The sequence below is a fragment of the Pseudomonas sp. Irchel 3E19 genome (genome assembly GCF_900187585.1).
Classification (GTDB): Bacteria; Pseudomonadota; Gammaproteobacteria; order Pseudomonadales; family Pseudomonadaceae; genus Aquipseudomonas; species Aquipseudomonas baetica.
Genome location: NZ_FYDT01000065.1, coordinates 1 through 21,478, shown reverse-complemented (window position 1 = coordinate 21,478; position 21,478 = coordinate 1). Strand labels below are relative to the sequence as shown.

The following is a 21,478-nucleotide window of genomic DNA, read 5'->3' as shown; positions in this document are numbered from 1 at the left end:
GGCCGCTGGAATCAATGCGAGCCGGGCGCGGATTTATTCGTTGAGTTTGGCGAGGATCTTGTAGACCACGGTGGCGAGGATCGTCAGCATGCCGATCCACATGGCGAACACACCGAGGTTCTTGTCGCGGAAGTTGAAGCCGATGGCCAGCAGGATCATTCCGCACAGGATGGGAATGAGCATGGCGTGGAAGGATGACATCGAGATCATGGTGACTGCCTTGTCGAAATGAATGATGTAAGTCTAGGTCGGTTTTGGCGGAGCAGTTCTGATGTGTATCAGAATTGAGCGGGTTTCAAAATGAAATTTGTGCTGCCTGGACTGACGCTTTCGCGAGCAGGCTCGCTCCCACATTGGCATGCATTTCAAACTGTGGGAGCGAGCTTGCTCCGGGCGGCGATCCGACGAAGCTTTTAAGGCAGCTCGCGGCTGGCGTAGAACGCGCTGAGCACTTTGACCAGGTGCGCCAGGTCGTGGCTGCCGCACAGTTCGCGGATCGAGTGCATGGCGAAGGTCGGCAGGCCGATGTCGACCGTGCGCACGCCCAAGTGGCTGGCGGTGATCGGGCCGATGGTCGAGCCACAGCCCATGTCGCTGCGCACCACGAAGCTTTGCACCGGCACTTCTTCGGCCATGCACAGGTGACGGAAGAACCCGGCGGTTTCGCTGTTGGTGGCGTAGCGCTGGTTGCTGTTGACCTTGATCACCGGGCCGGCATTGAGTTTCGGGCCGTGGTTGGCGTCGTGCTTCTCGGCGTAGTTGGGGTGTACGCCGTGGGCATTGTCGGCCGAGACCAGCAGGGATTTCTGAATGGTGCGGACGAACTCGTCACCTTCGGGCAACAGACGACGCAGGGTCTGTTCGAGCATCGGACCATCAGCGCCGCAGGCCGAGCAGGAGCCGACTTCTTCGTGGTCATTGGCAACCAAAACGCAGGTCTCGTCGGTCTCGGCAGTGAGCAAAGCTTGCAGGCCGGCGTAGCACGACAGCAGGTTGTCGAGGCGCGCACCGGCGATGAAGTCGCCGTTCAGGCCAATCACCGCAGCGCTTTGGGTGTCGTAGAAGCTCAACTCGTAATCGAGCACCACATCGGCGTTGAGGCCGTGTTCGCGGGCCAACTGATCGGTGAGCACGGCACGGAAGTCGACGCGTTCGTCACCGGCAAATTGCGCGAGAATCGGCGGCAGTTCGGTCTGGGCATTGATCGGCCAACCCTGATTGGCTTCACGGTTAAGGTGAATGGCCAGATTCGGAATGATCGCGATCGGTGCCTTGAAATCGATCAACTGACTCTCGACCTTGCCGTCACGGCGGAAGGTCACGCGGCCGGCCAGCGACAAGTCGCGGTCGAACCACGGCGCCAGCAGCGCCCCACCGTAGACTTCCACGCCTAATTGCCAGAAGCCCTGACGTTGCAGTTCCGGTTGCGGCTTGACCCGCAGGCACGGGCTGTCAGTGTGCGCACCGACGAGGCGGATGCCATCGTGCAGCGGCGAGTTGCGGCCCATTTTGATCGCGACAATCGAGGAGTCGTTACGGGTAACGTAATAGCGGCCATTGGCCTCGGTGGTCCACGGCTCACGCTCGTCGAGGCGTACGTAACCGGCGGCCTCCAGACGTTGTACAAGGCTGGCGGTGGCGTGGAACGGGGTGGGGGAGGCCTTGAGGAAGTCGATCAGGCCTTGGTTCAACTCTTCGCGCATAAGAAGCTCCAGACAGCAATGGGCGGGAGTTTAACGCATCGGCTCAGGGGGTGGGGCATGACATGTGGTCGTTCCAGGAACTGCGGCGCGCTGCGATCTTTTGATCCTGATTTTCTTGAATCAAAAGTAGAAGATCGCAGCGTGCCGCAGCTTCTGCAGGGGGCGCAGGTATCCTGTCAACAACGGAGGATCAGCGCGCCGCTTCCACGCGTTTTTTCAGGTAATTCATGATGATTTTTTCGTCTTCTGGTTTGTCCGGGCGCGGCAGCTGCTTTGGCCAGCGGCTCTGGTTCAGCAGTTTTTTCTGCCGCGCTTCGTCCCAGCGCAGAATCTCGCGAGAGGCACATTCCCACCATTCGTGTCGGCAAACGTCGTAGTACGGATCTTCCGGCGCGGCGCTACCGTACAGCAGATCGCGACCGACCTTGCGCAAGGCCCCGCTCTGATTGCGCAGCTTCCATTTGATTTTCAGGCGTTGCCAGGCCGAAGGAAACGGTTTGACCCGCGGCACATCGGTGCACAGATCGACCAGACGCTGACTGAAGGTTTCGCCGTGCTGAGAGAAGAAGTACGCCTGCATCGCATGGAAGAAGCGTTTTTCTGCGAAATAGTGATAGACGTGTTTGCGTGCTTCGACGATCTGGCGCCCGCGCATGGCGTACGACAGGGCGATCTGCTCGATGGTGTGGATCTCGAAACCGCCAATCGTCCAGTCGTCGATCAGGCGGATCGACTCCTCGAACAACGCCGAATCGCTGTCGGTCACACCACACAGGCCGCTGTTGTACAGTTTGAAGCCGTTGTCCGGTGTCACGCCTTGCGCACTCAGATCGCGCCCGAGCTTCTGGTAGTCCGCGCGTCGGTGCACATCTTTCCAGTCGTATTCGAAGCGATCCATGACCGAACGATTTGCCTCGATGGACGCGAAGAGCGTGTTCGGGTGGCTGGTGAACAGCGTGTCGGTGTCGACGAACAGCGTCTTTTCCGCCAGTTGCATGCCGGCTGCGATGGCGCAGGCCTTGCGGCGATGATGGTAACCATGCACGCCCTGCCAGCGATTGAGGGTCGCTTCATCGAGCAGCACGGTGTCTACCGGCCAGCCGGCGTAGTCGTCGGGGCGATCGGTCAGAATCCTGATGGCCGGGCGCTCGCCGTTTTGCGCCTGTGACAGCACCGTCAGGATGCTGAACTTGGCTTCGCGACGATAGACGTCCTGGTTGCCATAAATCAGATACAGCAACTGATGGCGGGTTTTTTTCAGGGGTGTTGCCAGGGATTCAATACAACTCATCCGAAACAAGCTCCTTTTCTGACTGCTGAACTGCCGTGAGGGCAGTGCCTAGAACGGGGCCGGGCATTCAAAACGCAAGCGTTCGCCCGATTGTGGGTGCGTGAAGCTCAACATGCTGGCATGCAGACACAGGCGCGGCCACGCGGCCAGCGCTTGCGGATGGGCGTAGAGCCCGTCGCCCAGCAGCGGGTGACCAATGGACAGCATGTGCACACGCAACTGGTGCGAGCGGCCAGTGATAGGCGTCAGTTCGACGCGGCACCAGTCACCACAGCGCTCGATCACACGCCAGAAGGTCAGCGCGTGCTTGCCGAATTCATGGTCGACCACGTGGCGGGGCTTGGTCGGCGGATCGTAACGCAGTGGCAAATCAATACTGCCGCTGTCCAGTTCCGGCTGGCCCCAGCACAAGGCACTGTAGGCTTTTTCGGTTTCACGATCGTGAAACTGGCGTGACAGTTCGCGATGCGTATCGGGATCGCGGGCGAGCAAGATGATGCCGGATGTTTCCCAGTCCAGGCGGTGAACGATCCGCGCTTCCGGGTAGCCGTTTTCCTGCAGGCGGGTAATCAGGCAGTCCTTGTTGTCGTCGGCGCGGCCGGGCACCGAGAGCAGCAGGGTCGGTTTGTCGACCACCAGCACGGCGGCGTCCTGATGGATGATGCGGATGTTGGACAACGGCATTAAAACAGCCTCGTAACAAATGCCAACGGCGGTTCAGGGCCATTCCACAGTGGGAATGGCCCTGAACCGCCGTCGTTCCTGCCGGATCGACTCAGCGATCGGGCAGGGTGATGTTGAGTTCCAGAATCGAGCAACTGCCTTGGCTTTCCAGTGCAACATGTACGTCGTCGTTGCCGATGTTGACGTACTTGCGGATCACATCCACCAGTTCCTTTTGCAAGGCCGGCAGGTAATCCGGCGTGCTGCGCTGACCGCGCTCATGCGCCACGATGATCTGTAGACGCTCTTTCGCTACCGAGGCGGTACTTGGCTTTTTGTTGGCACGAAAGAAGTCAAAAAGGTTCATTACCTACCTCCAAACAGGCGCTCGAAGAATCCCTTCTTCTCGACATCGAGGAAACGGTGGGCTTTTTCTTTGCCCAACAGGCGATCGACGGTATCGCTATAAGCCTGACCGGCATCGCTCTGGTCGTCGAGAATCACCGGCACGCCTTGGTTGGATGCCTTGAGCACCGCCTGGGATTCCGGGATCACGCCGAGCAGGGTTACCGAGAGGATTTCCTTGACGTCTTCAACGCCAAGCATTTCGCCCTTTTCAACACGCTCTGGATGGTAGCGGGTGATCAGCAGGTGTTCCTTGATCGGGTCTTCGCCACGTTCGGCACGACGCGATTTGCTGGCCAGCAGGCCGAGCATGCGGTCCGAATCTCGTACGGAAGACACTTCCGGGTTGGTCACGACGATCGCTTCGTCAGCGAAGTACATGGCCAGGTGCGCACCTTTCTCGATACCGGCCGGGGAGTCGCAGACGACGAACTCGAATTGTTCCTTGAGCTCCATCAGGACTTTTTCCACGCCTTCGACAGTCAGCGCGTCTTTGTCGCGGGTCTGACTGGCGGCCAGTACGTAGAGGTTTTCCAGGCGCTTGTCTTTGATCAGCGCCTGTTGCAGGTTGGCTTCGCCGTTGACCACGTTGACGAAGTCATACACCACGCGGCGCTCGCAACCCATGATCAGGTCAAGGTTACGCAAGCCCACGTCGAAGTCGACGATCACTGTTTTGTGGCCGCGCAGAGCGAGGCCGGTACCGATAGCGGCGCTGGTGGTGGTCTTACCCACACCACCCTTGCCGGATGTAACCACGAGAATCTTGGCCAAGGTGTTTCACCCCTAAGGAAGAAGGACTTTTTAGCCCCTGAAAAACATCTCTTGAAAACTACTGCAGTCGGACAGCCTTGGCTGGAATTCGGCTTTTGGCCTTTTTCCTACTTCGTTTGAGCCGTTTTCGCTACGTTTTAGAGATGCTTGGAAAATGCGGCAGTATCCGTTAAAGCCGAATGATGTTCAACACGTCGCCTGACAGGCTGACCTGTACGCCCGAGCCCCACATCGGATCGCGACGCAAGTCCTCGGAAACCTTGTAGTGGCCTGCGATGGAGATCAGTTCAGCGCTCAATTGCTGACAGAAAATCCGTGCCTTGGTGTCGCCCTTGACCCCGGCCAGCGCCCGACCGCGCATCGGGCCGTATACATGGATGTTGCCATCGGCAAGAAGTTCCGCCCCCGGGCTGACTGAAGACACCACGACCAGATCGCCACCCTGGGCATATATCTGTTGGCCACCACGCACTGGCGTAGTGATGACACGGGTCGGTTTGACGGTCGGCTCAGGCGGCTTTTCCGGTTTCTTTTTGGCTTCGGCTTCAGGCATTTCCAGCGGCCGCTCACGGGCGCCGGACGGCGGCAACACGGGGATGTCGATGGCGATGGCGGCAGCGATGTCTTCGATACGGCTGGCGCGAATCGCCAGGGTGCGCAGGCCATGCTGGCGGCACACGCGCATCAGACCCGGCAGATCGACCGCGCCTTGGCTCGGCGGCAGTTTGTCCAGCGCCAGAACCAGCGGCGCGTTGCTGAAGAAGTTCGGCGCCTGGGCGACTTTGGCGGCCAATTGCCGATCGAGGCTTTCGAGGTCGTTACGGGCCAGTTCCAGCACAGTGATGGCCAGCATGCTGCCCTTGAGCTGAAATACGGGATCTTGGTCTAACGGTTCGGTTTGGCTCATGTCGGCATACAACGGCTTGTCACTAAAAGTGCCGAGACTTATAACGAGAACGCCCGCGAGCCGCAAGCCGGGTCGAACGATGTAGAATGCGCGGCCACTGTATTTACGGAAGCTTTAATGGATCGCCCGCGTTTTCGAAAAGCATTTCTTGCTCCACGCTTCTGGCCGCTCTGGTGCGGTCTGGGGCTTTTGTGGCTGATTGTGCAATTGCCGTATCCGGCGTTGCTGACCATCGGTCGAGTTTTGGGCGCGTTGATGTATCGCGTGGCCGGCGACCGGCGGCGCATCGCCAAGCGCAACCTTGAGCTGTGCTTCCCGGAAAAATCCGCCGCCGAGCGCAAACGCCTGCTCAAGGCAAACTTTGCCTCCACCGGCATCGCTTTTTTCGAAATGGCGATGAGTTGGTGGTGGTCCCGCGAACGCCTGGCCAAGCTGGCCCACGTCGAAGGCCTTGAGCATTTGCAAAAAGCCCATCGCGAAGGCAAGGGCGTGATCCTGATGGCCGCGCATTTCACTACGCTGGAAATCGGCGCGGCGTTGCTCGGCCAGCAGCACACCATCGACGGCATGTACCGCGAACACAAGAATCCGTTGTTCGACTTCGTTCAGCGTCGCGGTCGCGAGCGGCATAACCTCGATTCGCTGGCCGTGGAGCGCGATGACGTGCGTGGCATGCTCAAGCTGCTGCGTTCGGGCCGGGCGATCTGGTATGCACCGGATCAGGACTACGGCGCCAAGCAGAGCATTTTCGTGCCGCTGTTCGGCATTCAGGCCGCGACGGTGACTGCGACCACCAAGTTTGCTCGCTTGGGCAAAGCGTTGGTGGTGCCGTTCACTCAGGAGCGTCTGGCCGACGGCAGCGGTTATCGCCTGACGATCCATGCGCCGCTGGAAGATTTCCCCGGCGAGACCGAAGAGGCCGATTGCATCCGCATCAATCAGTGGGTTGAAAGCGCATTGCGGGCCTGCCCCGAGCAGTACCTGTGGGCGCATCGGCGCTTCAAGAGCCGCCCACCGGGCGAGCCGAAGTTGTACGCCAAACGCGGTTGATTCACCCATCCCTTTAAGCACCATGGAGTGTTGCGATGAGCCCAGCTGAACCGGTCACAGGTTTGATTCTTTCCGGCGGCGGGGCTCGGGCGGCGTATCAGGTGGGGGTGTTGGCGGCGATTGCCGAATTGCTGCCGCAGGGCGCCGATAATCCATTTCCGGTGATCGTCGGCACCTCGGCCGGGGCGATCAACGCCGTCAGCCTGGCCAGTGGCGCCACGGATTTTCGCGCCGCCATCGAACGCCTGACCTTGTTCTGGCAAGGCTTTCGCAGCCACCGCGTGTTGCGCAGTGACTGGCCTGGCGTGATCCGCCAGGCCAGCCGCTTTGTCAGCCACAGCCTGCTCGGCCTCGGTCGACAACTGCCGGTGGCGCTGCTCAACAGTTCGCCGCTGCGCGAGCTGCTCAATGAAAAACTGCACATGCCCGGCATTGCCGAGTCCATTGCACGCAAGCAATTGCATGCGGTGGCGGTGACCGCGTTCGGCTACGAGTCGGGGCAGGCGGTGACGTTCTATCAGGGTGGCGGCACCATCGAGGCGTGGCTGCGGCATCGGCGTATTGGTGTGCCGACGCAATTGTCAGTGGAGCATCTACTGGCCAGTTCGGCGATCCCGTTGTTGTTCGCCCCGGTGAAAATCGGTGAAGAATATTTCGGCGACGGTGCGGTGCGGCAATCGGCACCGATCAGCCCGGCATTGCACCTTGGCGCCAGTCGAGTGCTGGTAGTGGGCGTCAGCGGCAACCCACGCGGTTTCGATCCGCAGCAGCCGCTGGAACGCACTTACACCGGGCAACAGCCGACGCTGGCGCAGATCGGCGGGCACATGCTCAACAGCACGTTCATTGACAGTCTGGAGAGCGATATCGAGCTGCTTCAGCGTCTCAATCAGTTCAGCCATCTGATGCCTGAAGGCACGCCGACTCGCGAGTTGGGTGTGGCGCCGGTGGAGGTGCTGGTGATTTCGCCGAGTCAGCCGATCGATGAGATCGCGGCGCGGCATCGCCAGGAATTGCCGGCAGCGCTGCGCTTGTTCTTGCGCGGGCCGGGGGCAACCAAGACGAGTGGGGCGGGGGTGTTGAGTTATCTGCTGTTCGAGGCGGGGTATTGCAGCGAATTGATCGATCTGGGGCGGCGAGATGCGTTGGCCAAGCGTGAGGAGTTGTGCCGGTTTCTCGGACTATCCGAGTCGGTGGTTCCAGTCTGAGATTTGCGGTGAGGCCTTCGCGAGCAGGCTCGCTCCCACATTGGAACTCGGTCGAATGTGGGAGCGAGCCTGCTCGCGAAGCTTTTAAGATCAGAAGTGGAACTTCACCAGGAAGCTCGTGTTGCTCTGATTGGTCTTGAACGCACCGGTGTCGTCGATCCCGTACTTGTCTTTCCAGTAGTCGTATTCAACACCGACATACAACTGCTTCTCGCCGAAATTCAGCGCCTTGCCCAGGTCGTATTTGATCTGTGGGTTGAAGTGCAGGTTGGCGTGGTAATCGCCTTTGGAGTTGGAGTCGTTGTCGGTGACCCAGTCCATGTAACCGTCGATCAGGATGTTCGATTTGCCGACCGGGATGGTGTAGGACCAGACCGGCGTGATTTGCCAGACGTTGTCACCCGCGCGAGGACCTTCGGTGTGGCGCTGGTAGAAGTTCAGCTGGAAGTAGTCGAAGCCCGGGATGGCCAGGTCGAAGCCCGGCCCGATCAGGTAGGACTCGGTGTCACCCTCGCCGAACTCGTAAGTCATCGCCAGCAGAACGTCTTTGACCGGGCCGAACTCGATCTTCTGGTCGAGGACCTTGCCCAGCGAAATGCGCGGGCTGAATTCGCCGTAGTAGGTGTTCGGGCCGTTGCTGAAGTCCTTGCCACCGTTGTAGAAGATCTTGTCGAAGAAGAAGAAGTTATCCCCGTACGTCCACGCATCGGCGTGCTCGAAGGTGACGGTCTGCTGGATGCGCGGGTTGACCTGGAAGTCCTTGCCGTAGAGGTAGGTCAGGCTGTTGTTCTGCCATTGCAGCAGACCATCGGCCATGGCTTGTCCCCCGGCCAACATCGATCCCGCGAGCATCAGGCTGGTGCACATACGTTTCATTCGGTTGCTCCCAAAGTAGGTGTTCCACGTTTATTTTTTTAAGATCGGCGCTCTGGTGTGGCGCCTTTTTTCGTTGCTGCAAAAATCATCCGATCGGTCAGCTTTGCTGCTTGTGGCAAGCGATATAGCAAGAGCTGGGCCAAGGCTTTCAGAAAGCCAAAAAACGCCCGTTCGGCTGCTGAAAAAACAGTCGATTGAGCGTGTTTTCGGGATGCCTCGGTACTGACCGGGGCCGGGATAAGTTGGCTTTTCGGTCAGGAATTAAATCCGGGCTTTTTTTTAGACCGAATTCAAGAGGCCGCGGAGAATACTGACTCCTCGGCCAGCTCTCAAGTGCCCCGCAACAGAGCACCGACGACAGGGATGGGGCACGGTTGCGGGCCATCTTAGAAATGCACCTTTACCAGCAGGCTGGCGGTGTTTTGATGGGTGTCGAGGTTGTGGCTGTTTTCGACCCCGTATTTATTTTTCCAATAGCTGTATTCGGTGCCGACATACAGCTGCTTCTGGCTCCAGCCCAAGGCTTTGCCCAAGTCATATTTGATCTGCGGATTGATGTGCAGGTTGGCGTGGTAGGTGCCGCGCGAGTTCTCGTCGTTGTCGACGACCCAGTCCAGATAACCATCGATCAGCAGATCGGAATTGCCCACCGGAATGCTGTACGACCAGCCGGGTGTGATCTGCCAGACACCATCGCCGGGGCGCGGGCCTTCGGTCTGGCGGCGGAAGATGTTGAGGGTGACGTAGTTGAAGCCGGGCACTTTCAAGTCGAAGCCGGGGCCGATCAGATAGGCCTCGCTTTCACCTTCGCCGTACTCGTAGGTCATCGCCAGCAGCACGTCCTTGATCGGGCCGAACTCGATTTTCTGATCGAAGATCTTGCCGAACGAGAAGCGTGGGGTGAATTCGCCGTAGAAGGTGTGCGGGCCTTTGTTGCGGTCTTCCTGGCCGTTGTAGAAGATCTTGTCGACGAACAGGAAGTTGTCGCCGTACTTCCACTTGTCGGCGTGTTCGAACGTCACCGTCTGCTGGATCGACGGATTGATCGCGAAATTCTTGCCGTACAGATAGCTCAGGCTGTTGGTCTGCCACAGCAATAAATCGCCGGCCATGGCCTGGGATGCGGCCAGCAGGCCACCGCTCAACAGCAGGTTGGTTTGCGTGCGAATCATCTGTTGCTCCCTCTTGTTTTTATTTTTCAGGCGCAGGGCTGTTGCTTACCCTGTGGGAGCGGGCTTGCTCGCGAAGGAGGCGTGTCAGTCGCTACAAATGTTGAATGACATACCGCTTTCGCGAGCAAGCCCGCTCCCACAAGGTTTTGTGGGTGTTGCTGTTAATGCGGGTGCGCGTGGCAGTCGTTGATCGTGGCGCGCTCTTTGCCGCCAAGGATGTTGAACAACAGGTTCAGCGTCAGCGCGCTGAGCGTGGCCATGGCGATCCCGCTGTGGGTGATCGGGCTCATCCATAGCGGCAGATGGGCGAAGAATTCCGGGCGCACCACCGGGATCAGGCCCATGCCGATGCTCACCGCCACCAGCAACTGGTTACGGCGATCACCGATGTCGGCCTCTTGCAGAATCTTGATCCCGGTCGCGGCGACCATGCCGAACATCGCAATCGCTGCACCGCCAAGCACCGCCGGTGGAATCGAGGCCACCAGAAACGCCGCTTTCGGCAGCAGGCTCAGGACGATCAGCAAGCCACCGGCAACGATGGTCACCGAGCGGCAGCGCACGCCGGTCATCTGCACCAGGCCGATGTTCTGGGCGAAGGAGGAGTGGGTGAACGTGTTGAAGAATCCGGCAACGAAGGAGGCGCCGGCATCGCACAGCAGGCCGCGCCGCAGCATGCGTGGGCAGACTTCCTGACCGGTGATCTTGCCCAGAGCGAGGAACATTCCGGTGGACTCGACGAAGATGATCACCACCACCAGGCACATCGACAGGATCGGGGCGAGTTCGAATTTCGGCATGCCGAAGTGCAGCGGGGTAACGAACTGAATCCATGGCGCGCTGGCCATGCCGCTCAAGTCGACCATGCCGATGGCGCCGCACAGCAGGTAGCCGAAGCACATGCCGATCAACACGGAAATATTGACCCAGAAACCGCGCATGAAACGGTGGATCAGCAAGATGGTGGCCAGCACCAGAGCAGCGATGGCCAGATAAATCGGCGAGCCGAATTGCGCAGCGGCGGCACCGCCACCGGCCCAATTCACGGCCACGGGGAACAGCGACAGACCGATCGAGGTGATGACCGTGCCCGTCACCAGAGGCGGGAAGAAGCGCACGACCTTGGACATGAACGGCGCGATGATCATGCCGAAGAATCCGGCGGCGATGGTGGCACCGAAAATCCCTTGCAGACCGATACCGGGCATGCCGGCCATGGCGACCATGCTGCCGACGGCGGCGAAACTGGCGCCCATCATCACCGGCATGCGAATACCCATCGGGCCGATACCGAGCGATTGCACGATGGTGGCGATACCGGCGACCAGCAGGTCGGCGTTGATCAGGAAGGCGATTTCTTCACGACTCAGGCCAGCGGCCTGTCCAATGATCAACGGCACCGCGATGGCACCGCCGTACATCAGCAGAACATGTTGCAAACCGACCAGGATCAGTTGCAAAAGGGGCAAACGCTGAATGGCGGGTGCGTCGGGGATGCGCGCTTTGGACAGCTCGGACATGCAACACCTCGGATCTTTTTTATTCTTGTGATTGAACAGCTGCCGGGTGGCTCACAGCTGTCATTTGCATCAGGCAAACCTGTGGGAGCGGGCTTGCTCGCGAAGAGGCCATAACATTCAACATCACGTTGACTGCCCCGACGCTTTCGCGAGCAAGCCCGCTCCCACAGGGATAAAGGGCGTCCTTGTGGGAGCGAGCCTGCTCGCGAAGCTTTTGTGGCTTAGTTGGTCTGCGCTCCCTGCGCGATCCATGCACCGATCAGGTCACGTTCCTGCTGGGTCATCTGCGTGATGTTGCCCAGTGGCATGATCTGCGTGGTGATGGCTTGCGCCTGGATGCGCGCCGCGTTCTGGCGGATCTGCTCAGGAGTGTCGAGCATCACACCGGCCGGAGCTGCGCTGAACAACGGGCTGGTCGGCTTGGCCGAGTGACAAACTGTGCAACGCTCTTGAATCACGTTGTGCACTTTGTCGAAGCCTGGGCCGGCGTTGGAGGCTTGCGCCGGTGCTGCTGCAGGTTCGGCAGGTGCAGCCGGTTGCGCCGCTTCAGCCGGTTTCAAGCCACCGCCCACTGCAGTTTCCGGCAAAGGCTGGTACTCGATTTTCGCTGGCGCCTTCGCCACTTCCGGTGCGGTGGACATCGGCACAGGGCCGGTGACGTACGCCAGAGTGATCATGCCAACGGCTGCAACAGGCAAGGTCCAGGCGAACTTGTGGCTGTCGTGACGGGTGTTGAAGTAGTGACGCACCAACACTGCAAACACCGCGATCCCGGCCAGGATCAACCAGTTGTACTGGCTGCCGTAAGTGCTCGGGAAGTGGTTGCTGATCATGATGAACAGCACCGGCAGGGTGAAGTAGTTGTTGTGACGCGAACGCAACAAGCCTTTGGCTGGCAGCGCCGGATCCGGCGTGCGGTTCTCGGCAATCGCCGCGACCAGCGCGCGCTGTGCCGGCATGATGATGCGGAACACGTTGCCGACCATGATGGTGCCGATGATCGCGCCGACGTGCAGGTACGCACCACGACCGCTGAATACCTTGCTGAAGCCATACGCCGCGCCGATGATCAGCACGAACAGGATGAAACCGAGCAGGGCAGGGCGTTTGCCCAAGGCCGAGTCGCACAGGAAGGAGTAGATGAACCAGCCGAGGAACAGCGAGCCGATACCGATGGCCACGCCTTCAGGGCCGCTCAGGGTGCTGCCCGGAGCCAGCAGGTAAAGCGTCGGGTTGTAGTAGAACACCACGCACAGCAGCGCGATCCCCGACAACCAGGTGAAATAGGCCTCCCATTTGAACCAGTGCAGGTTATCCGGCATGGTCGGTGGAGCCAGTTTGTATTTTTCCAGGTGATAGATCCCGCCGCCGTGGATCGCCCACAGATCACCGGCCAGACCGGTTTTCGGGTTGACGCGGTTGAGGTTGTTCTCCAGCCAGACGAAATAGAACGACGCGCCGATCCAGGCCACGCCAGTGATCATGTGAACCCAGCGCACGCTCAGGTTCAGCCATTCCAACAGATGTGCTTCCACAGTCTTTACCTCTCGCCTGTCACTCTGTTGTCGAGTGATCAGACCTTCTCTTATTGGTGGGGGGCGAGGATCAAACGCTCATCCTCTTTGAAAAAATGCTCATCGCAGTTATTGCCTGTGCCACTGCGATCAACCACCAGGAAGTCATCCCGCTTTTCGATCGTCAGCACCGGGTGGTGCCAGACGCCGCGATGGTAATTAATGCCCTGCCTGCCGTTGGTGACGAAGGCGCGGACCAAGCCTGATACAGGTTCATCGCCAAGTGGCGCGACCACGATCAGAAAGGGGTTGCCGAGCAGCGGAATGAAAGCCTGGCTGCCCAGCGGATGGCGTTCCAGCATGCAAACGGTCAGCGGCATGTCCTGCGCGTCGGCGCGGAAGATGCTAATGATCGCGTTGTCCTCAGGCTGAGCGGTTTCGACCGTCGCCAGTTTATGGAAGCGCATGGTCGAACCGTTGTTGATCATGAAGTGATCGCTGCCGTCGGTTTCGATCACGTCACCGAAAGGGGCGAAGGCTTCTTTGGTCAGCGGTTCAATCTGTAGTGTGCGCATGCTGTTCTTCTTATCCGGATTCTGTGTTGACTGTTTTGATGCCTTCGCGAGCAGGCTCGCTCCCACAGGGGATTTCATTCTAAATGTGGGAGCGAGCCTGCTCGCGAATGGTTTCAGCGCTTACTTAGCGACCTTGCCCAGTACGCGCAGGCGGCTCACACCACCATCCGGGAACACGTTCAGACGGATGTGAGTGATCGGGCCTAGCGCCTTGATCTGCTCGACGAAGGTGTGTTCGGCGTGCATTTCCAGCTTCTGGCTCGGCAGCAGTTCGCGCCAGAACAGCGACTGGGTTTCGATCTGGCTGTCGGTGCCGCCCTTCACGAAGGCACCCTGGATCGAGCAAGTGTCCGGGTAGTTGCCCTTGAAGTGGAGGGTGTCGACAACGATTTTTTCGATCTCGCCCGGGTGGCCCAGCGCGACGATGACCCAGTCATTGCCTGGCGTGCGACGACGGGCAGTTTCCCAGCCGTCGCCCATGTTGATGCCACGGCCCGGGTTGAGGATGTTGCTCATGCGACCGAAGTGTTCGTCGGAGCAGGCCAGCGCACGGCCACCGTTGAGGGCGGCAGCGAGGTCAACCTGTTCGTTGTCGCCAACAGCCGACCAGTCGCGGAACGGAATGCCGTACACGCGCAAACGAGCCACACCGCCGTCCGGGTAGATGTTGAAGCGCAGGTGGCTGAAGGCTTTGTCGTTGCTGATTTCGTGGTAGTGGTGGCTGTTGCCTTGCAGCTCGACGGCCGACAGCACTTCAGTCCACTGGGTGTTTTCGTCAGGCTCGCCCGAGGCCAGGAAGCACGCTTCCAGCGAGGCCGATGGCGGGAAGTTGCCGGTGAAGAATGAAGTGTCGATGTCCACGCCTTTGATCGAGCCCGGTACGCCCAGACGGATTACGGCGCTGTCGAAGCCTTCGAAGCGCTTGCGGCGCGATTCCCAGCCGTCCATCCACTTGCCGTTGTCATCGAACACGCCCTCCTTCCATACGGCCGGGGTCGGCTGAAACAGACGATTGGCGTCTGCGAACCAGTCATCGGTGACCGAGATGATTTTGGTGCCCAGACGGGCATCGGCCAGGTTGACGAACTTCTCGAAAGGTACGGCGTAAGCTTTCATTCTTCTTGTCTGCCTTTAAATAAGTGGCTTGGGATGCTTGCGAGGCCCTGGGCGTTCTCCGCGTTTGACACGCTCGGGCCATGCTCGCTAGAGAGTCAGTAAACGGAACAGGGCGATCTTGTTGATCTCCGCCAGCGCGCATTTGAATTCGGTTTCCACCGAGTTGTGAATGCGCGTTTCGAACGCCGCGAGGATCTGATGCCGGTTGCTGCCTTTTACCGCCATGATGAAGGGAAACTTGAACTTGGCTTTGTAGGCGTCGTTCAGCTCGGTGAAGCGCGAAAACTCTTCGGCCGTGCATTGGTGAATACCGGCGCCAGCCTGTTCATTGGTGCTGGCTTCGGTCAGTTGGCCCTGGACGGCAGCTTTGCCGGCCAGGTCCGGGTGAGCGTTGATCAGTGCCAGTTGACTGGCGTGATCGGCGCTCAACAGGATGTCGCTCATACGCTGGTGCAGGGTTTCGATCTCGTCGATCGAGGCGTCTGCGCCCAGGTCGTAGGCCTTCTCGGCCACCCATGGCGAATGTTCGTAGATGTCGGCGAAAGCGTTGACGAAAGCGTCGCGGCTCAGGGTCGACGGTTGCAGGGTTTGAAAGCGGCTCATTTTGCGGCCCCTTGGTACGGCTGGGTTTCGTGCCAGTGGCGCGCGATGTCGACGCGACGGCTGAACCACACCTGTTCATGACTTTTGGCGTATTCGATAAAGCGTTTGAGCGAAGCGAGGCGACCCGGACGGCCGATCAGGCGGCAGTGCAGACCGATCGAGAGCATCTTCGGCGCTTCGGCACCTTCGGCGTAGAGCACGTCGAACGCGTCCTTGAGGTATTCGAAGAAGTCGTCGCCCTTGTTGAAACCCTGCACCTGAGTGAAGCGCATGTCGTTGGTGTCGAGGGTATACGGGATCACCAGGTGCGGCTTGCCGGTCGGGTTGTTCGGTTCCCAGTAGGGCAGGTCGTCGTCGTAGGTGTCGCAGTCGTAGAGGAAACCACCTTCTTCCATGACCAGGCGACGGGTGTTCGGACCGGTGCGGCCGGTGTACCAACCCAGTGGGCGCTCGCCGGTCAGTTCGGTGAGGATGCGGATCGCTTCGAGCATGTGCTCGCGTTCCTGCGCTTCGTCCATGTACTGGTAGTCGATCCAGCGGTAGCCGTGGCTACAGATCTCGTGGCCGGCATCGACCATCGCACGGATCACGTCCGGGTGGCGTTGAGCGGCCATGGCGACGGCGAAGATGGTCAGCGGGATGTCGAATTCCTTGAACAGCTTGAGGATCCGCCAGACGCCGGCGCGGCTGCCATACTCGTAAAGCGATTCCATGCTCATGTTGCGCGCGCCTTGCAGCGGCTGGGCGGCAACCATTTCAGAGAGGAAGGCTTCGGATTCTTTGTCGCCGTGCAAAATATTGCGCTCGCCGCCTTCTTCGTAATTGAGTACGAAGGACAGGGCGATGCGCGCATTGCCCGGCCAGTGTGGGTGAGGAGGGTTACTGCCGTAACCGATCAGGTCGCGTGGGTAGTCAGCGCTCACTGCAGTCTTCCTTCTTGTTCGTTGACAGATATTACGTGGCGGCCTGGCGGTGAGTGTGCAGGCTGGCGTCACAGCGATGGGCTGATTGTATACAACTTTATTCGCAATTTGTAAGCCTGATTTTTTGCATTTTTCACCGACTGTCATCTTTTGCTGCTAATGGCGTGAGCCTGCAAGAAACCTGCCTGAACAGTCAGCTAATGGCTGGGAGGTTCAATGTTCAGCTGCTTGAGGGGCAGATCGGCAGTAAATGCCCGGATGGCGGGGGCGGTGTGAAAAATGTCGTTTTTATTGTGTACAATTTTTTTGAAAAGTGTCTTAATCAGTCGCTCGCCGCAGCTTTTCGTGCTCCGAATCGGTGCGGTCTCCTTTTCAACTGACTTCGGGAGGCGCGAAGTCTGACTGCACCATGCAGGCAGGCGCGCAGAATCAATGGGACGTTTGACTACACACGTTTTGGACGCTGCACACGGTTGCCCGGGCAGCTCGATCAAGGTCGAGCTGTACCGCGTTGAAGGTTCGCACCTGGAATTGGTCGCCAGTGCGATAACCAACAGCGATGGCCGGGTCGATGCGCCGCTGCTGCAAGGCGATGACTACCGTACCGGGGTCTATCAGGTGCAGTTCCACGCCGGCGATTACTACCGCGCCCGTGGTGTGCAACTGCCGGAGCCGGCATTTCTGGATGTGGTGGTGCTGCGCTTCGGCATCTCTGCAGAACAGGATCACTACCACGTTCCATTGCTGATCTCGCCTTACAGCTACTCCACGTATCGGGGCAGCTGACCCCCAAGCGGCTGCCCCTACCGGGAAGCGACTGCGCATATAGCTTCTTTGGTCTTTCGCCCGCTCACACTGCGGGCTTTTTTTCGTCCTTGAGAAAGTGGTGTCTGGTCTGATGCCTTCGCGAGCAAGCCCGCTCCCACAGGTGGAACGCATTCCAAATGTGGGAGCGGGCTTGCTCGCGAAGCTTTGGCTTTTAGCGGCTCAACAGCGACGCAGCGCCGGCACCACTGAACAACCCGGCACTCACCCGGTTGAACCAGCTCTGCCCCTTGCCGCTGCGCAGATACCGCGCCGCACCATGCGCGCCCAGCCCGTAAGCCAGCTTGCAGCACAGGTCGAGCACCACCCAGGTGACAATCATGATCAGCAACTGCGGCAGGAAGGGCTGTTGCGCGCTGAGGAATTGCGGCAGGAACGCGGCGAAGAACAGGATGTCTTTCGGGTTGCTCGCGCCCAGTACGAAGGCTCGACCAAACAGCGTGCGAAAGCGGGGTACCGGCGCGGCCTCAGGTACTTCGGGGCCCACCGATGGCTGGCGTGATTGCTGCCAGCTCTGCCAGGCGAGATAGAACAGGTACAGCGCACCGACGATCTTCAGGGCGCTGAACAATTGCTCCGAGGCCAACAACAAGGCACCCAGCCCCAGCGCCGATGCACTGAGCAGGCAGATCGACGCAATCACGCCGCCGAGAAACGCCGGGTAAGAACGGCGCAAACCGTAATTCAGGCTGTTGCTGATCATCAACAACGACAGCGGTCCCGGAATCAGGATCACTACCAATGCAGCGCCACTGAACAGCAGCCAGGTTTCCAGACTCATCACTCGCTCCTTTTTTGTTGTACTCAAGAATGTGCAAAAGCCCCACCCGCGAGGGTGAGGCCGTTTTGAAGCTTGAACCGCGTGACGCTTACAAGAAGATGAACTTGGCGATGAAGATCGCGCAGAGCACCCACAGGCTGACGGAAATCTCTTTGTACTTGCCGGTACCGGCCTTCAACGCCACGTAGGTGATAAAGCCCAACGCGATGCCATCGGCGACCGAAAAGGTCAGCGGCATCATGATTGCCGTGACGATCGCCGGAATGGCATCAGTGGCTTCGTCCCACTCGATGTGGGCCATGCCGCCCATCATCAGCATCGCAACGTAGATCAGTGCACCGGCAGTGGCATACGCGGGAATCATGCCGGCCAGCGGTGCAAAAAACATCGCCGCTATAAATAGCACACCTACGGTGACTGCGGTAAGACCAGTCCGACCACCAGCGGCCACCCCGGCAGCACTTTCGACATAGCTTGTTACTGGAGGAACACCAACCACGGCGCCGAATACGCTGGACGCACTGTCGGCTTTCATCGCGCGGGAGAGGTTTTCGATACGGCCGTCAGCGTTGACCAGATTGGCGCGCTGGGCGACGCCCATCAGGGTGCCGGCGGTGTCGAACATGTGCACAAAGAGGAACGCGAGCACCACACTGATCATGCTGACGTTGAACACGCCGGCCACGTTCATCGCCATGAAGGTCGGCGCCAGGCTTGGCGGGGTCGACATGATCCCTTCGTAGTGCACGATGCCCAGGCCCCAACCGGCCAGAGTTACCGTGATGATGCTGATGAGGATCGCGCCGAACACCTTGTGATAGCAGAGGATCGCGATCATCAGGAAGCAGATGGACGCCAGCAGCGGGCCGGGTTCGCGCAAGGAACCGAGTTTGATCAGGGTGGCCGGGCTATCGACGACGATGCCGGCGGTTTTCAGACCAATCAGCCCGAGGAACAGACCGACCCCCGCGCCCATCGCATAGCGCAGGCTGACCGGAATACTGTTGAGCAGCCATTCGCGAATCCGCGAGAACGTCAGGATCATGAACAGTACGCCTGAGACGAACACCGCGCCGAGCGCGGTTTCCCAGTTGTAGCCCATGGTGCCGACCACGGTGTAGGTGAAGAACGCGTTAAGCCCCATGCCCGGTGCCAGGCCCACCGGCCAGTTGGCGTACAGGCCCATCAACAGGCAGCCCAGCGCCGCGGCGATACAGGTGGCGACGAAGGCTGCACCGTGATCGATCCCGGCATCGGCCATGATGTTCGGGTTGACGAAGATGATGTAGGCCATGGTGATGAAGGTTGTCAGACCGGCAATCAGCTCGGTCTTCACCGTGGTGCCATGCAAGCTGAGTTTAAACAGGCGCTCCAGCAGGCCAGTGCGTAGTGGCGGCGAGAGATCCAGCGTCGATGCTTCGGATTTGCGGCTTTCCACAGCGAGTACTCCTCAAGAGTTTTATTGTTATTTCCAGGGCCGGACCCATGAGGGGTGGCAGCGGCCCTTTGAGGCATACGCGAATTTGTTGACCATGCGGTCAGGAACTCGCACGCTGTGGATTATGCTTTTGTGTACAAATAAAGCAAATATTGTTTTTGATTTTGTTTACGAAAGGTCCGTCGATAGGGATATATCGCCTGTTCGGACGCCTTCGCGAGCAAGCCCGTTCCCACATTTGAAATGCGTTCCCCTGTGGGAGGGGGCTTGCTCCCGAAGAGGCCAGTCCAGTCAATCGAGATGTGCCTGACTCTCACCCAAGGCCAGATTCACCGCCAACCATCCATTCACCGCCGTCTCCCCAGCCTCGGCAAACACCCGCTCCAGCAACTTCACCTGCTCACGGCGCAACGCCTGCTCAAACTTCGCCCCTTCGGCCGTCAACTCCAGCAGCCGCTTACGCTTGTCCGCCTGTGACGCCACGCTGTCGACCAGATGCATTTCCTGCAACTGGCGCAGCGGCATGTTCAGCGCTTGCTTGCTCACCCCGAGCAAAGCCAGCAGCTCCTTCACACTCAAATTCGGATAACGGGCGATGAAAAACACAATCCGCTGATGCACCCGCGACAAGCCGCGGCGCTCCAGCATTTCATCAGCCTTGGCGGTGAAGGCCTGGTAGCCGAAGAAAAACGCTTCCATGGCCTGTTGCTGACTGCTGGGGTTTTTAAGGTCAAGCATATTGACGTACTCGCTCAAGCTGGCGTAATTTCAGTCAACCAGTTTGACTTATTTTTCACATGCCTCGCTACCGGTGACTTCCATGGCTTTTTCCGAACGTGTCTCGCGCCTTAAAAGTTCTTTGATCCGTGAAATCCTCGCCGCCGCCCAGCGTCCGCAAGTGATGTCGTTCGCTGGCGGCTTGCCTGCTGAAGCCATGCTGCCGAAAGTCGAATGGGCCGACATGCCGCTTTCACTCGGCCAATATGGCATGAGCGAAGGCGAGCCGGCGCTGCGCGAAGCCTTGGCAGCGGAGGCGAGGGCACTGGGACTCGATTGCGCAGCGAGCCAGGTGCTGGTGGTCAGCGGCTCGCAGCAGACGCTGGATCTGGCGGCCAAGTTGTACATCGACAAGGGCACCGAGATCTTGCTTGAGGCGCCGACCTATCTGGCCGCGATGCAGATATTTCAACTGTTCGGCGCCGACTGCCTGACCGTGCCGCAAGAGTCCGATGGTCCGAACCTAGTGCAATTGCGCAATCGTCTGGAGCAGCATCGCCCGGCGTTTATCTACCTGATCCCGACGTTCCAGAACCCCTCCGCCGTGCGCTACAGCGAAACCAAGCGCGCGGCGGTCGCCGCCTTGCTCGACGAGTTCGGCGTCACCCTGATCGAAGACGAGCCGTACCGCGAGCTGACCTTCGACGGCGGCAGCGCCAAACCGATTGCCGGGCGTTTGAAGACAGCGAGCTGGATCTACACCGGCACCGTCTCAAAAACCTTGTTGCCCGGTTTGCGCGTCGGTTATCTGATCGCCAGCCCTGATCTGTTCCCGCATTTGCTCAAGCTCAAGCAGTCAGCGGATCTGCACACCAATCGCATCGGCCAGTGGCAGGCGTTGCAGTGGATCGGCAGTGAGAAATACCAGCAGCACTTGAGTGAATTGCGCGGTTTCTATCGTGAGCGGCGTGATGGCTTTCAAGCAGCGCTGGAAACGCACTTTGCCGATCTGGCCGATTGGAACGTGCCGCAGGGTGGGTTGTTTTTCTGGCTGACGCTGAAGCAGCCGCTGGACACGCGCACCTTGCTCGACGAAGCGCTGGCCAATGACGTGGCGTTTATGCCGGGTGAGCCGTTCTTCCCCGATCCCGATAAAAACCTCGGGCATTTGCGTTTGAATTTCAGCCACATCGATCCCGCACGGCTGGATGAGGGGCTCAAGCGATTGGCGGCGGTGGTGCGTCGGGCGCAGGCGGCTGAGGCGGCCTGAAAACAAATAAACCGGCTCAAGGGCTAATGCCGATCAGTTAAGCCCTTTTGCTTGACCTTTGGCCGCAAGAAATCAAAATCCGATGCCTGAATAGGCATCGGATTTTTTTATGCGTCTGGCTCGGGCACTGGAACTCACCCACAACTT

Annotated in this window: 22 protein-coding genes; 4 read left to right on the top strand and 18 right to left on the bottom strand. The window is 59.3% G+C overall.

The window, feature by feature from the left end:
* Positions 1–33 precede the first annotated feature (33 nt).
* The 7 genes from CKW18_RS30720 to minC all read right to left on the bottom strand — a co-directional run bounded on the left by CKW18_RS30720 (position 34) and on the right by minC (position 5,743).
* Positions 34–210, bottom strand: coding sequence for a hypothetical protein (locus tag CKW18_RS30720; RefSeq protein WP_170947330.1), 177 nt, complete (start codon positions 208–210; stop codon positions 34–36).
* Positions 211–413: 203 nt separating this feature from the next.
* Positions 414–1,703, bottom strand: a complete 1,290-nt coding sequence (locus tag CKW18_RS26735) for a M18 family aminopeptidase (RefSeq protein WP_095191524.1) — start codon at positions 1,701–1,703, stop codon at positions 414–416.
* Positions 1,704–1,893: 190 nt separating this feature from the next.
* The gene (locus CKW18_RS26730; protein WP_095191523.1) at positions 1,894–2,994 is read right to left on the bottom strand and encodes a hypothetical protein; all 1,101 of its coding nucleotides are present in this window, start codon (positions 2,992–2,994) and stop codon (positions 1,894–1,896) included.
* Between the two features lie 48 nt (positions 2,995–3,042).
* The gene (locus tag CKW18_RS26725; RefSeq protein WP_095191522.1) at positions 3,043–3,678 is read right to left on the bottom strand and encodes an RluA family pseudouridine synthase; all 636 of its coding nucleotides are present in this window, start codon (positions 3,676–3,678) and stop codon (positions 3,043–3,045) included.
* Between the two features lie 91 nt (positions 3,679–3,769).
* Positions 3,770–4,024 (bottom strand): cell division topological specificity factor MinE, encoded by a 255-nt coding sequence (gene minE / locus CKW18_RS26720; protein WP_003223146.1) that lies wholly within the window; start codon positions 4,022–4,024, stop codon positions 3,770–3,772.
* Positions 4,024–4,836, bottom strand: a complete 813-nt coding sequence (gene minD, locus CKW18_RS26715) for a septum site-determining protein MinD (RefSeq protein ID WP_007913953.1) — start codon at positions 4,834–4,836, stop codon at positions 4,024–4,026. The genes minE and minD overlap by 1 nt, the downstream gene beginning before the upstream one ends.
* Before the next feature lie 169 nt (positions 4,837–5,005).
* Positions 5,006–5,743, bottom strand: coding sequence for a septum site-determining protein MinC (minC, locus tag CKW18_RS26710; RefSeq protein WP_095191521.1), 738 nt, complete (start codon positions 5,741–5,743; stop codon positions 5,006–5,008).
* Between the two features lie 117 nt (positions 5,744–5,860).
* Here minC and CKW18_RS26705 point away from each other — a divergent pair, with 117 nt between their 5' ends.
* Both CKW18_RS26705 and CKW18_RS26700 read left to right on the top strand, forming a co-directional pair.
* Positions 5,861–6,793: a lipid A biosynthesis lauroyl acyltransferase gene (locus CKW18_RS26705; protein WP_095191520.1), complete on the top strand. Its 933-nt coding sequence runs from the start codon at positions 5,861–5,863 to the stop codon at positions 6,791–6,793.
* Positions 6,794–6,828: 35 nt separating this feature from the next.
* Positions 6,829–8,001, top strand: coding sequence for a patatin-like phospholipase family protein (locus CKW18_RS26700; protein WP_095191519.1), 1,173 nt, complete (start codon positions 6,829–6,831; stop codon positions 7,999–8,001).
* 90 nt (positions 8,002–8,091) lie between these two features.
* Here CKW18_RS26700 and CKW18_RS26695 read toward each other — a convergent pair whose 3' ends face one another.
* The 8 genes from CKW18_RS26695 to puuE form a co-directional block, all read right to left on the bottom strand.
* A complete protein-coding gene (locus CKW18_RS26695) occupies positions 8,092–8,877 on the bottom strand; it encodes an outer membrane protein OmpK (RefSeq protein WP_095191518.1) in 786 nt (261 codons plus the stop codon).
* Between the two features lie 386 nt (positions 8,878–9,263).
* Positions 9,264–10,049: an outer membrane protein OmpK gene (locus CKW18_RS26690; RefSeq protein ID WP_095191517.1), complete on the bottom strand. Its 786-nt coding sequence runs from the start codon at positions 10,047–10,049 to the stop codon at positions 9,264–9,266.
* Between the two features lie 161 nt (positions 10,050–10,210).
* A complete protein-coding gene (locus CKW18_RS26680; RefSeq protein ID WP_095191515.1) occupies positions 10,211–11,569 on the bottom strand; it encodes a nucleobase:cation symporter-2 family protein in 1,359 nt (452 codons plus the stop codon).
* 221 nt (positions 11,570–11,790) lie between these two features.
* The gene (locus tag CKW18_RS26675) at positions 11,791–13,104 is read right to left on the bottom strand and encodes a urate hydroxylase PuuD (protein ID WP_095191514.1); all 1,314 of its coding nucleotides are present in this window, start codon (positions 13,102–13,104) and stop codon (positions 11,791–11,793) included.
* Positions 13,105–13,154: 50 nt separating this feature from the next.
* Complete coding sequence (locus CKW18_RS26670) at positions 13,155–13,658, bottom strand: ureidoglycolate lyase (RefSeq protein ID WP_007913973.1); 504 nt, start codon at positions 13,656–13,658, stop codon at positions 13,155–13,157.
* A gap of 120 nt (positions 13,659–13,778) precedes the next feature.
* Positions 13,779–14,774, bottom strand: coding sequence for an allantoicase (gene alc, locus CKW18_RS26665; RefSeq protein WP_095191513.1), 996 nt, complete (start codon positions 14,772–14,774; stop codon positions 13,779–13,781).
* An 87-nt stretch (positions 14,775–14,861) separates the two neighbouring features.
* A complete protein-coding gene (uraD, locus tag CKW18_RS26660) occupies positions 14,862–15,377 on the bottom strand; it encodes a 2-oxo-4-hydroxy-4-carboxy-5-ureidoimidazoline decarboxylase (protein WP_095191512.1) in 516 nt (171 codons plus the stop codon).
* A complete protein-coding gene (puuE, locus tag CKW18_RS26655; RefSeq protein ID WP_095191511.1) occupies positions 15,374–16,300 on the bottom strand; it encodes an allantoinase PuuE in 927 nt (308 codons plus the stop codon). The genes uraD and puuE overlap by 4 nt, the downstream gene beginning before the upstream one ends.
* 432 nt (positions 16,301–16,732) lie before the next feature.
* Between puuE and uraH the strand changes: the two genes are divergently transcribed.
* Positions 16,733–17,086 (top strand): hydroxyisourate hydrolase, encoded by a 354-nt coding sequence (uraH, locus tag CKW18_RS26645; protein WP_003223171.1) that lies wholly within the window; start codon positions 16,733–16,735, stop codon positions 17,084–17,086.
* A gap of 193 nt (positions 17,087–17,279) precedes the next feature.
* On the opposite strand, the gene CKW18_RS26640 is transcribed toward uraH, so the two are convergent.
* From CKW18_RS26640 to CKW18_RS26630, 3 genes are all read right to left on the bottom strand, one after another.
* Positions 17,280–17,906, bottom strand: a complete 627-nt coding sequence (locus CKW18_RS26640) for a LysE family translocator (RefSeq protein WP_095191509.1) — start codon at positions 17,904–17,906, stop codon at positions 17,280–17,282.
* An 88-nt stretch (positions 17,907–17,994) separates the two neighbouring features.
* Complete coding sequence (locus tag CKW18_RS26635) at positions 17,995–19,344, bottom strand: NCS2 family permease (protein ID WP_095191508.1); 1,350 nt, start codon at positions 19,342–19,344, stop codon at positions 17,995–17,997.
* A 291-nt stretch (positions 19,345–19,635) separates the two neighbouring features.
* Positions 19,636–20,082: a MarR family winged helix-turn-helix transcriptional regulator gene (locus tag CKW18_RS26630; RefSeq protein WP_095191507.1), complete on the bottom strand. Its 447-nt coding sequence runs from the start codon at positions 20,080–20,082 to the stop codon at positions 19,636–19,638.
* 82 nt (positions 20,083–20,164) lie between these two features.
* Between CKW18_RS26630 and CKW18_RS26625 the strand changes: the two genes are divergently transcribed.
* Complete coding sequence (locus CKW18_RS26625; RefSeq protein ID WP_095191506.1) at positions 20,165–21,331, top strand: PLP-dependent aminotransferase family protein; 1,167 nt, start codon at positions 20,165–20,167, stop codon at positions 21,329–21,331.
* Positions 21,332–21,478 lie beyond the last annotated feature (147 nt).

Coding starts and splice junctions, on each gene's coding strand:
- CKW18_RS30720 (WP_170947330.1), bottom strand. CDS start 210: ATGATCTCGATGTCATCCTTCCACGCCATGCTCATTCCCATCCTGTGC.
- CKW18_RS26735 (WP_095191524.1), bottom strand. CDS start 1,703: ATGCGCGAAGAGTTGAACCAAGGCCTGATCGACTTCCTCAAGGCCTCC.
- CKW18_RS26730 (WP_095191523.1), bottom strand. CDS start 2,994: ATGAGTTGTATTGAATCCCTGGCAACACCCCTGAAAAAAACCCGCCAT.
- CKW18_RS26725 (WP_095191522.1), bottom strand. CDS start 3,678: ATGCCGTTGTCCAACATCCGCATCATCCATCAGGACGCCGCCGTGCTG.
- minE (WP_003223146.1), bottom strand. CDS start 4,024: ATGAACCTTTTTGACTTCTTTCGTGCCAACAAAAAGCCAAGTACCGCC.
- minC (WP_095191521.1), bottom strand. CDS start 5,743: ATGAGCCAAACCGAACCGTTAGACCAAGATCCCGTATTTCAGCTCAAG.
- CKW18_RS26705 (WP_095191520.1), top strand. CDS start 5,861: ATGGATCGCCCGCGTTTTCGAAAAGCATTTCTTGCTCCACGCTTCTGG.
- CKW18_RS26700 (WP_095191519.1), top strand. CDS start 6,829: ATGAGCCCAGCTGAACCGGTCACAGGTTTGATTCTTTCCGGCGGCGGG.
- CKW18_RS26695 (WP_095191518.1), bottom strand. CDS start 8,877: ATGAAACGTATGTGCACCAGCCTGATGCTCGCGGGATCGATGTTGGCC.
- CKW18_RS26690 (WP_095191517.1), bottom strand. CDS start 10,049: ATGATTCGCACGCAAACCAACCTGCTGTTGAGCGGTGGCCTGCTGGCC.
- CKW18_RS26680 (WP_095191515.1), bottom strand. CDS start 11,569: ATGTCCGAGCTGTCCAAAGCGCGCATCCCCGACGCACCCGCCATTCAG.
- CKW18_RS26670 (WP_007913973.1), bottom strand. CDS start 13,658: ATGCGCACACTACAGATTGAACCGCTGACCAAAGAAGCCTTCGCCCCT.
- alc (WP_095191513.1), bottom strand. CDS start 14,774: ATGAAAGCTTACGCCGTACCTTTCGAGAAGTTCGTCAACCTGGCCGAT.
- uraD (WP_095191512.1), bottom strand. CDS start 15,377: ATGAGCCGCTTTCAAACCCTGCAACCGTCGACCCTGAGCCGCGACGCT.
- uraH (WP_003223171.1), top strand. CDS start 16,733: ATGGGACGTTTGACTACACACGTTTTGGACGCTGCACACGGTTGCCCG.
- CKW18_RS26640 (WP_095191509.1), bottom strand. CDS start 17,906: ATGAGTCTGGAAACCTGGCTGCTGTTCAGTGGCGCTGCATTGGTAGTG.
- CKW18_RS26630 (WP_095191507.1), bottom strand. CDS start 20,082: ATGCTTGACCTTAAAAACCCCAGCAGTCAGCAACAGGCCATGGAAGCG.
- CKW18_RS26625 (WP_095191506.1), top strand. CDS start 20,165: ATGGCTTTTTCCGAACGTGTCTCGCGCCTTAAAAGTTCTTTGATCCGT.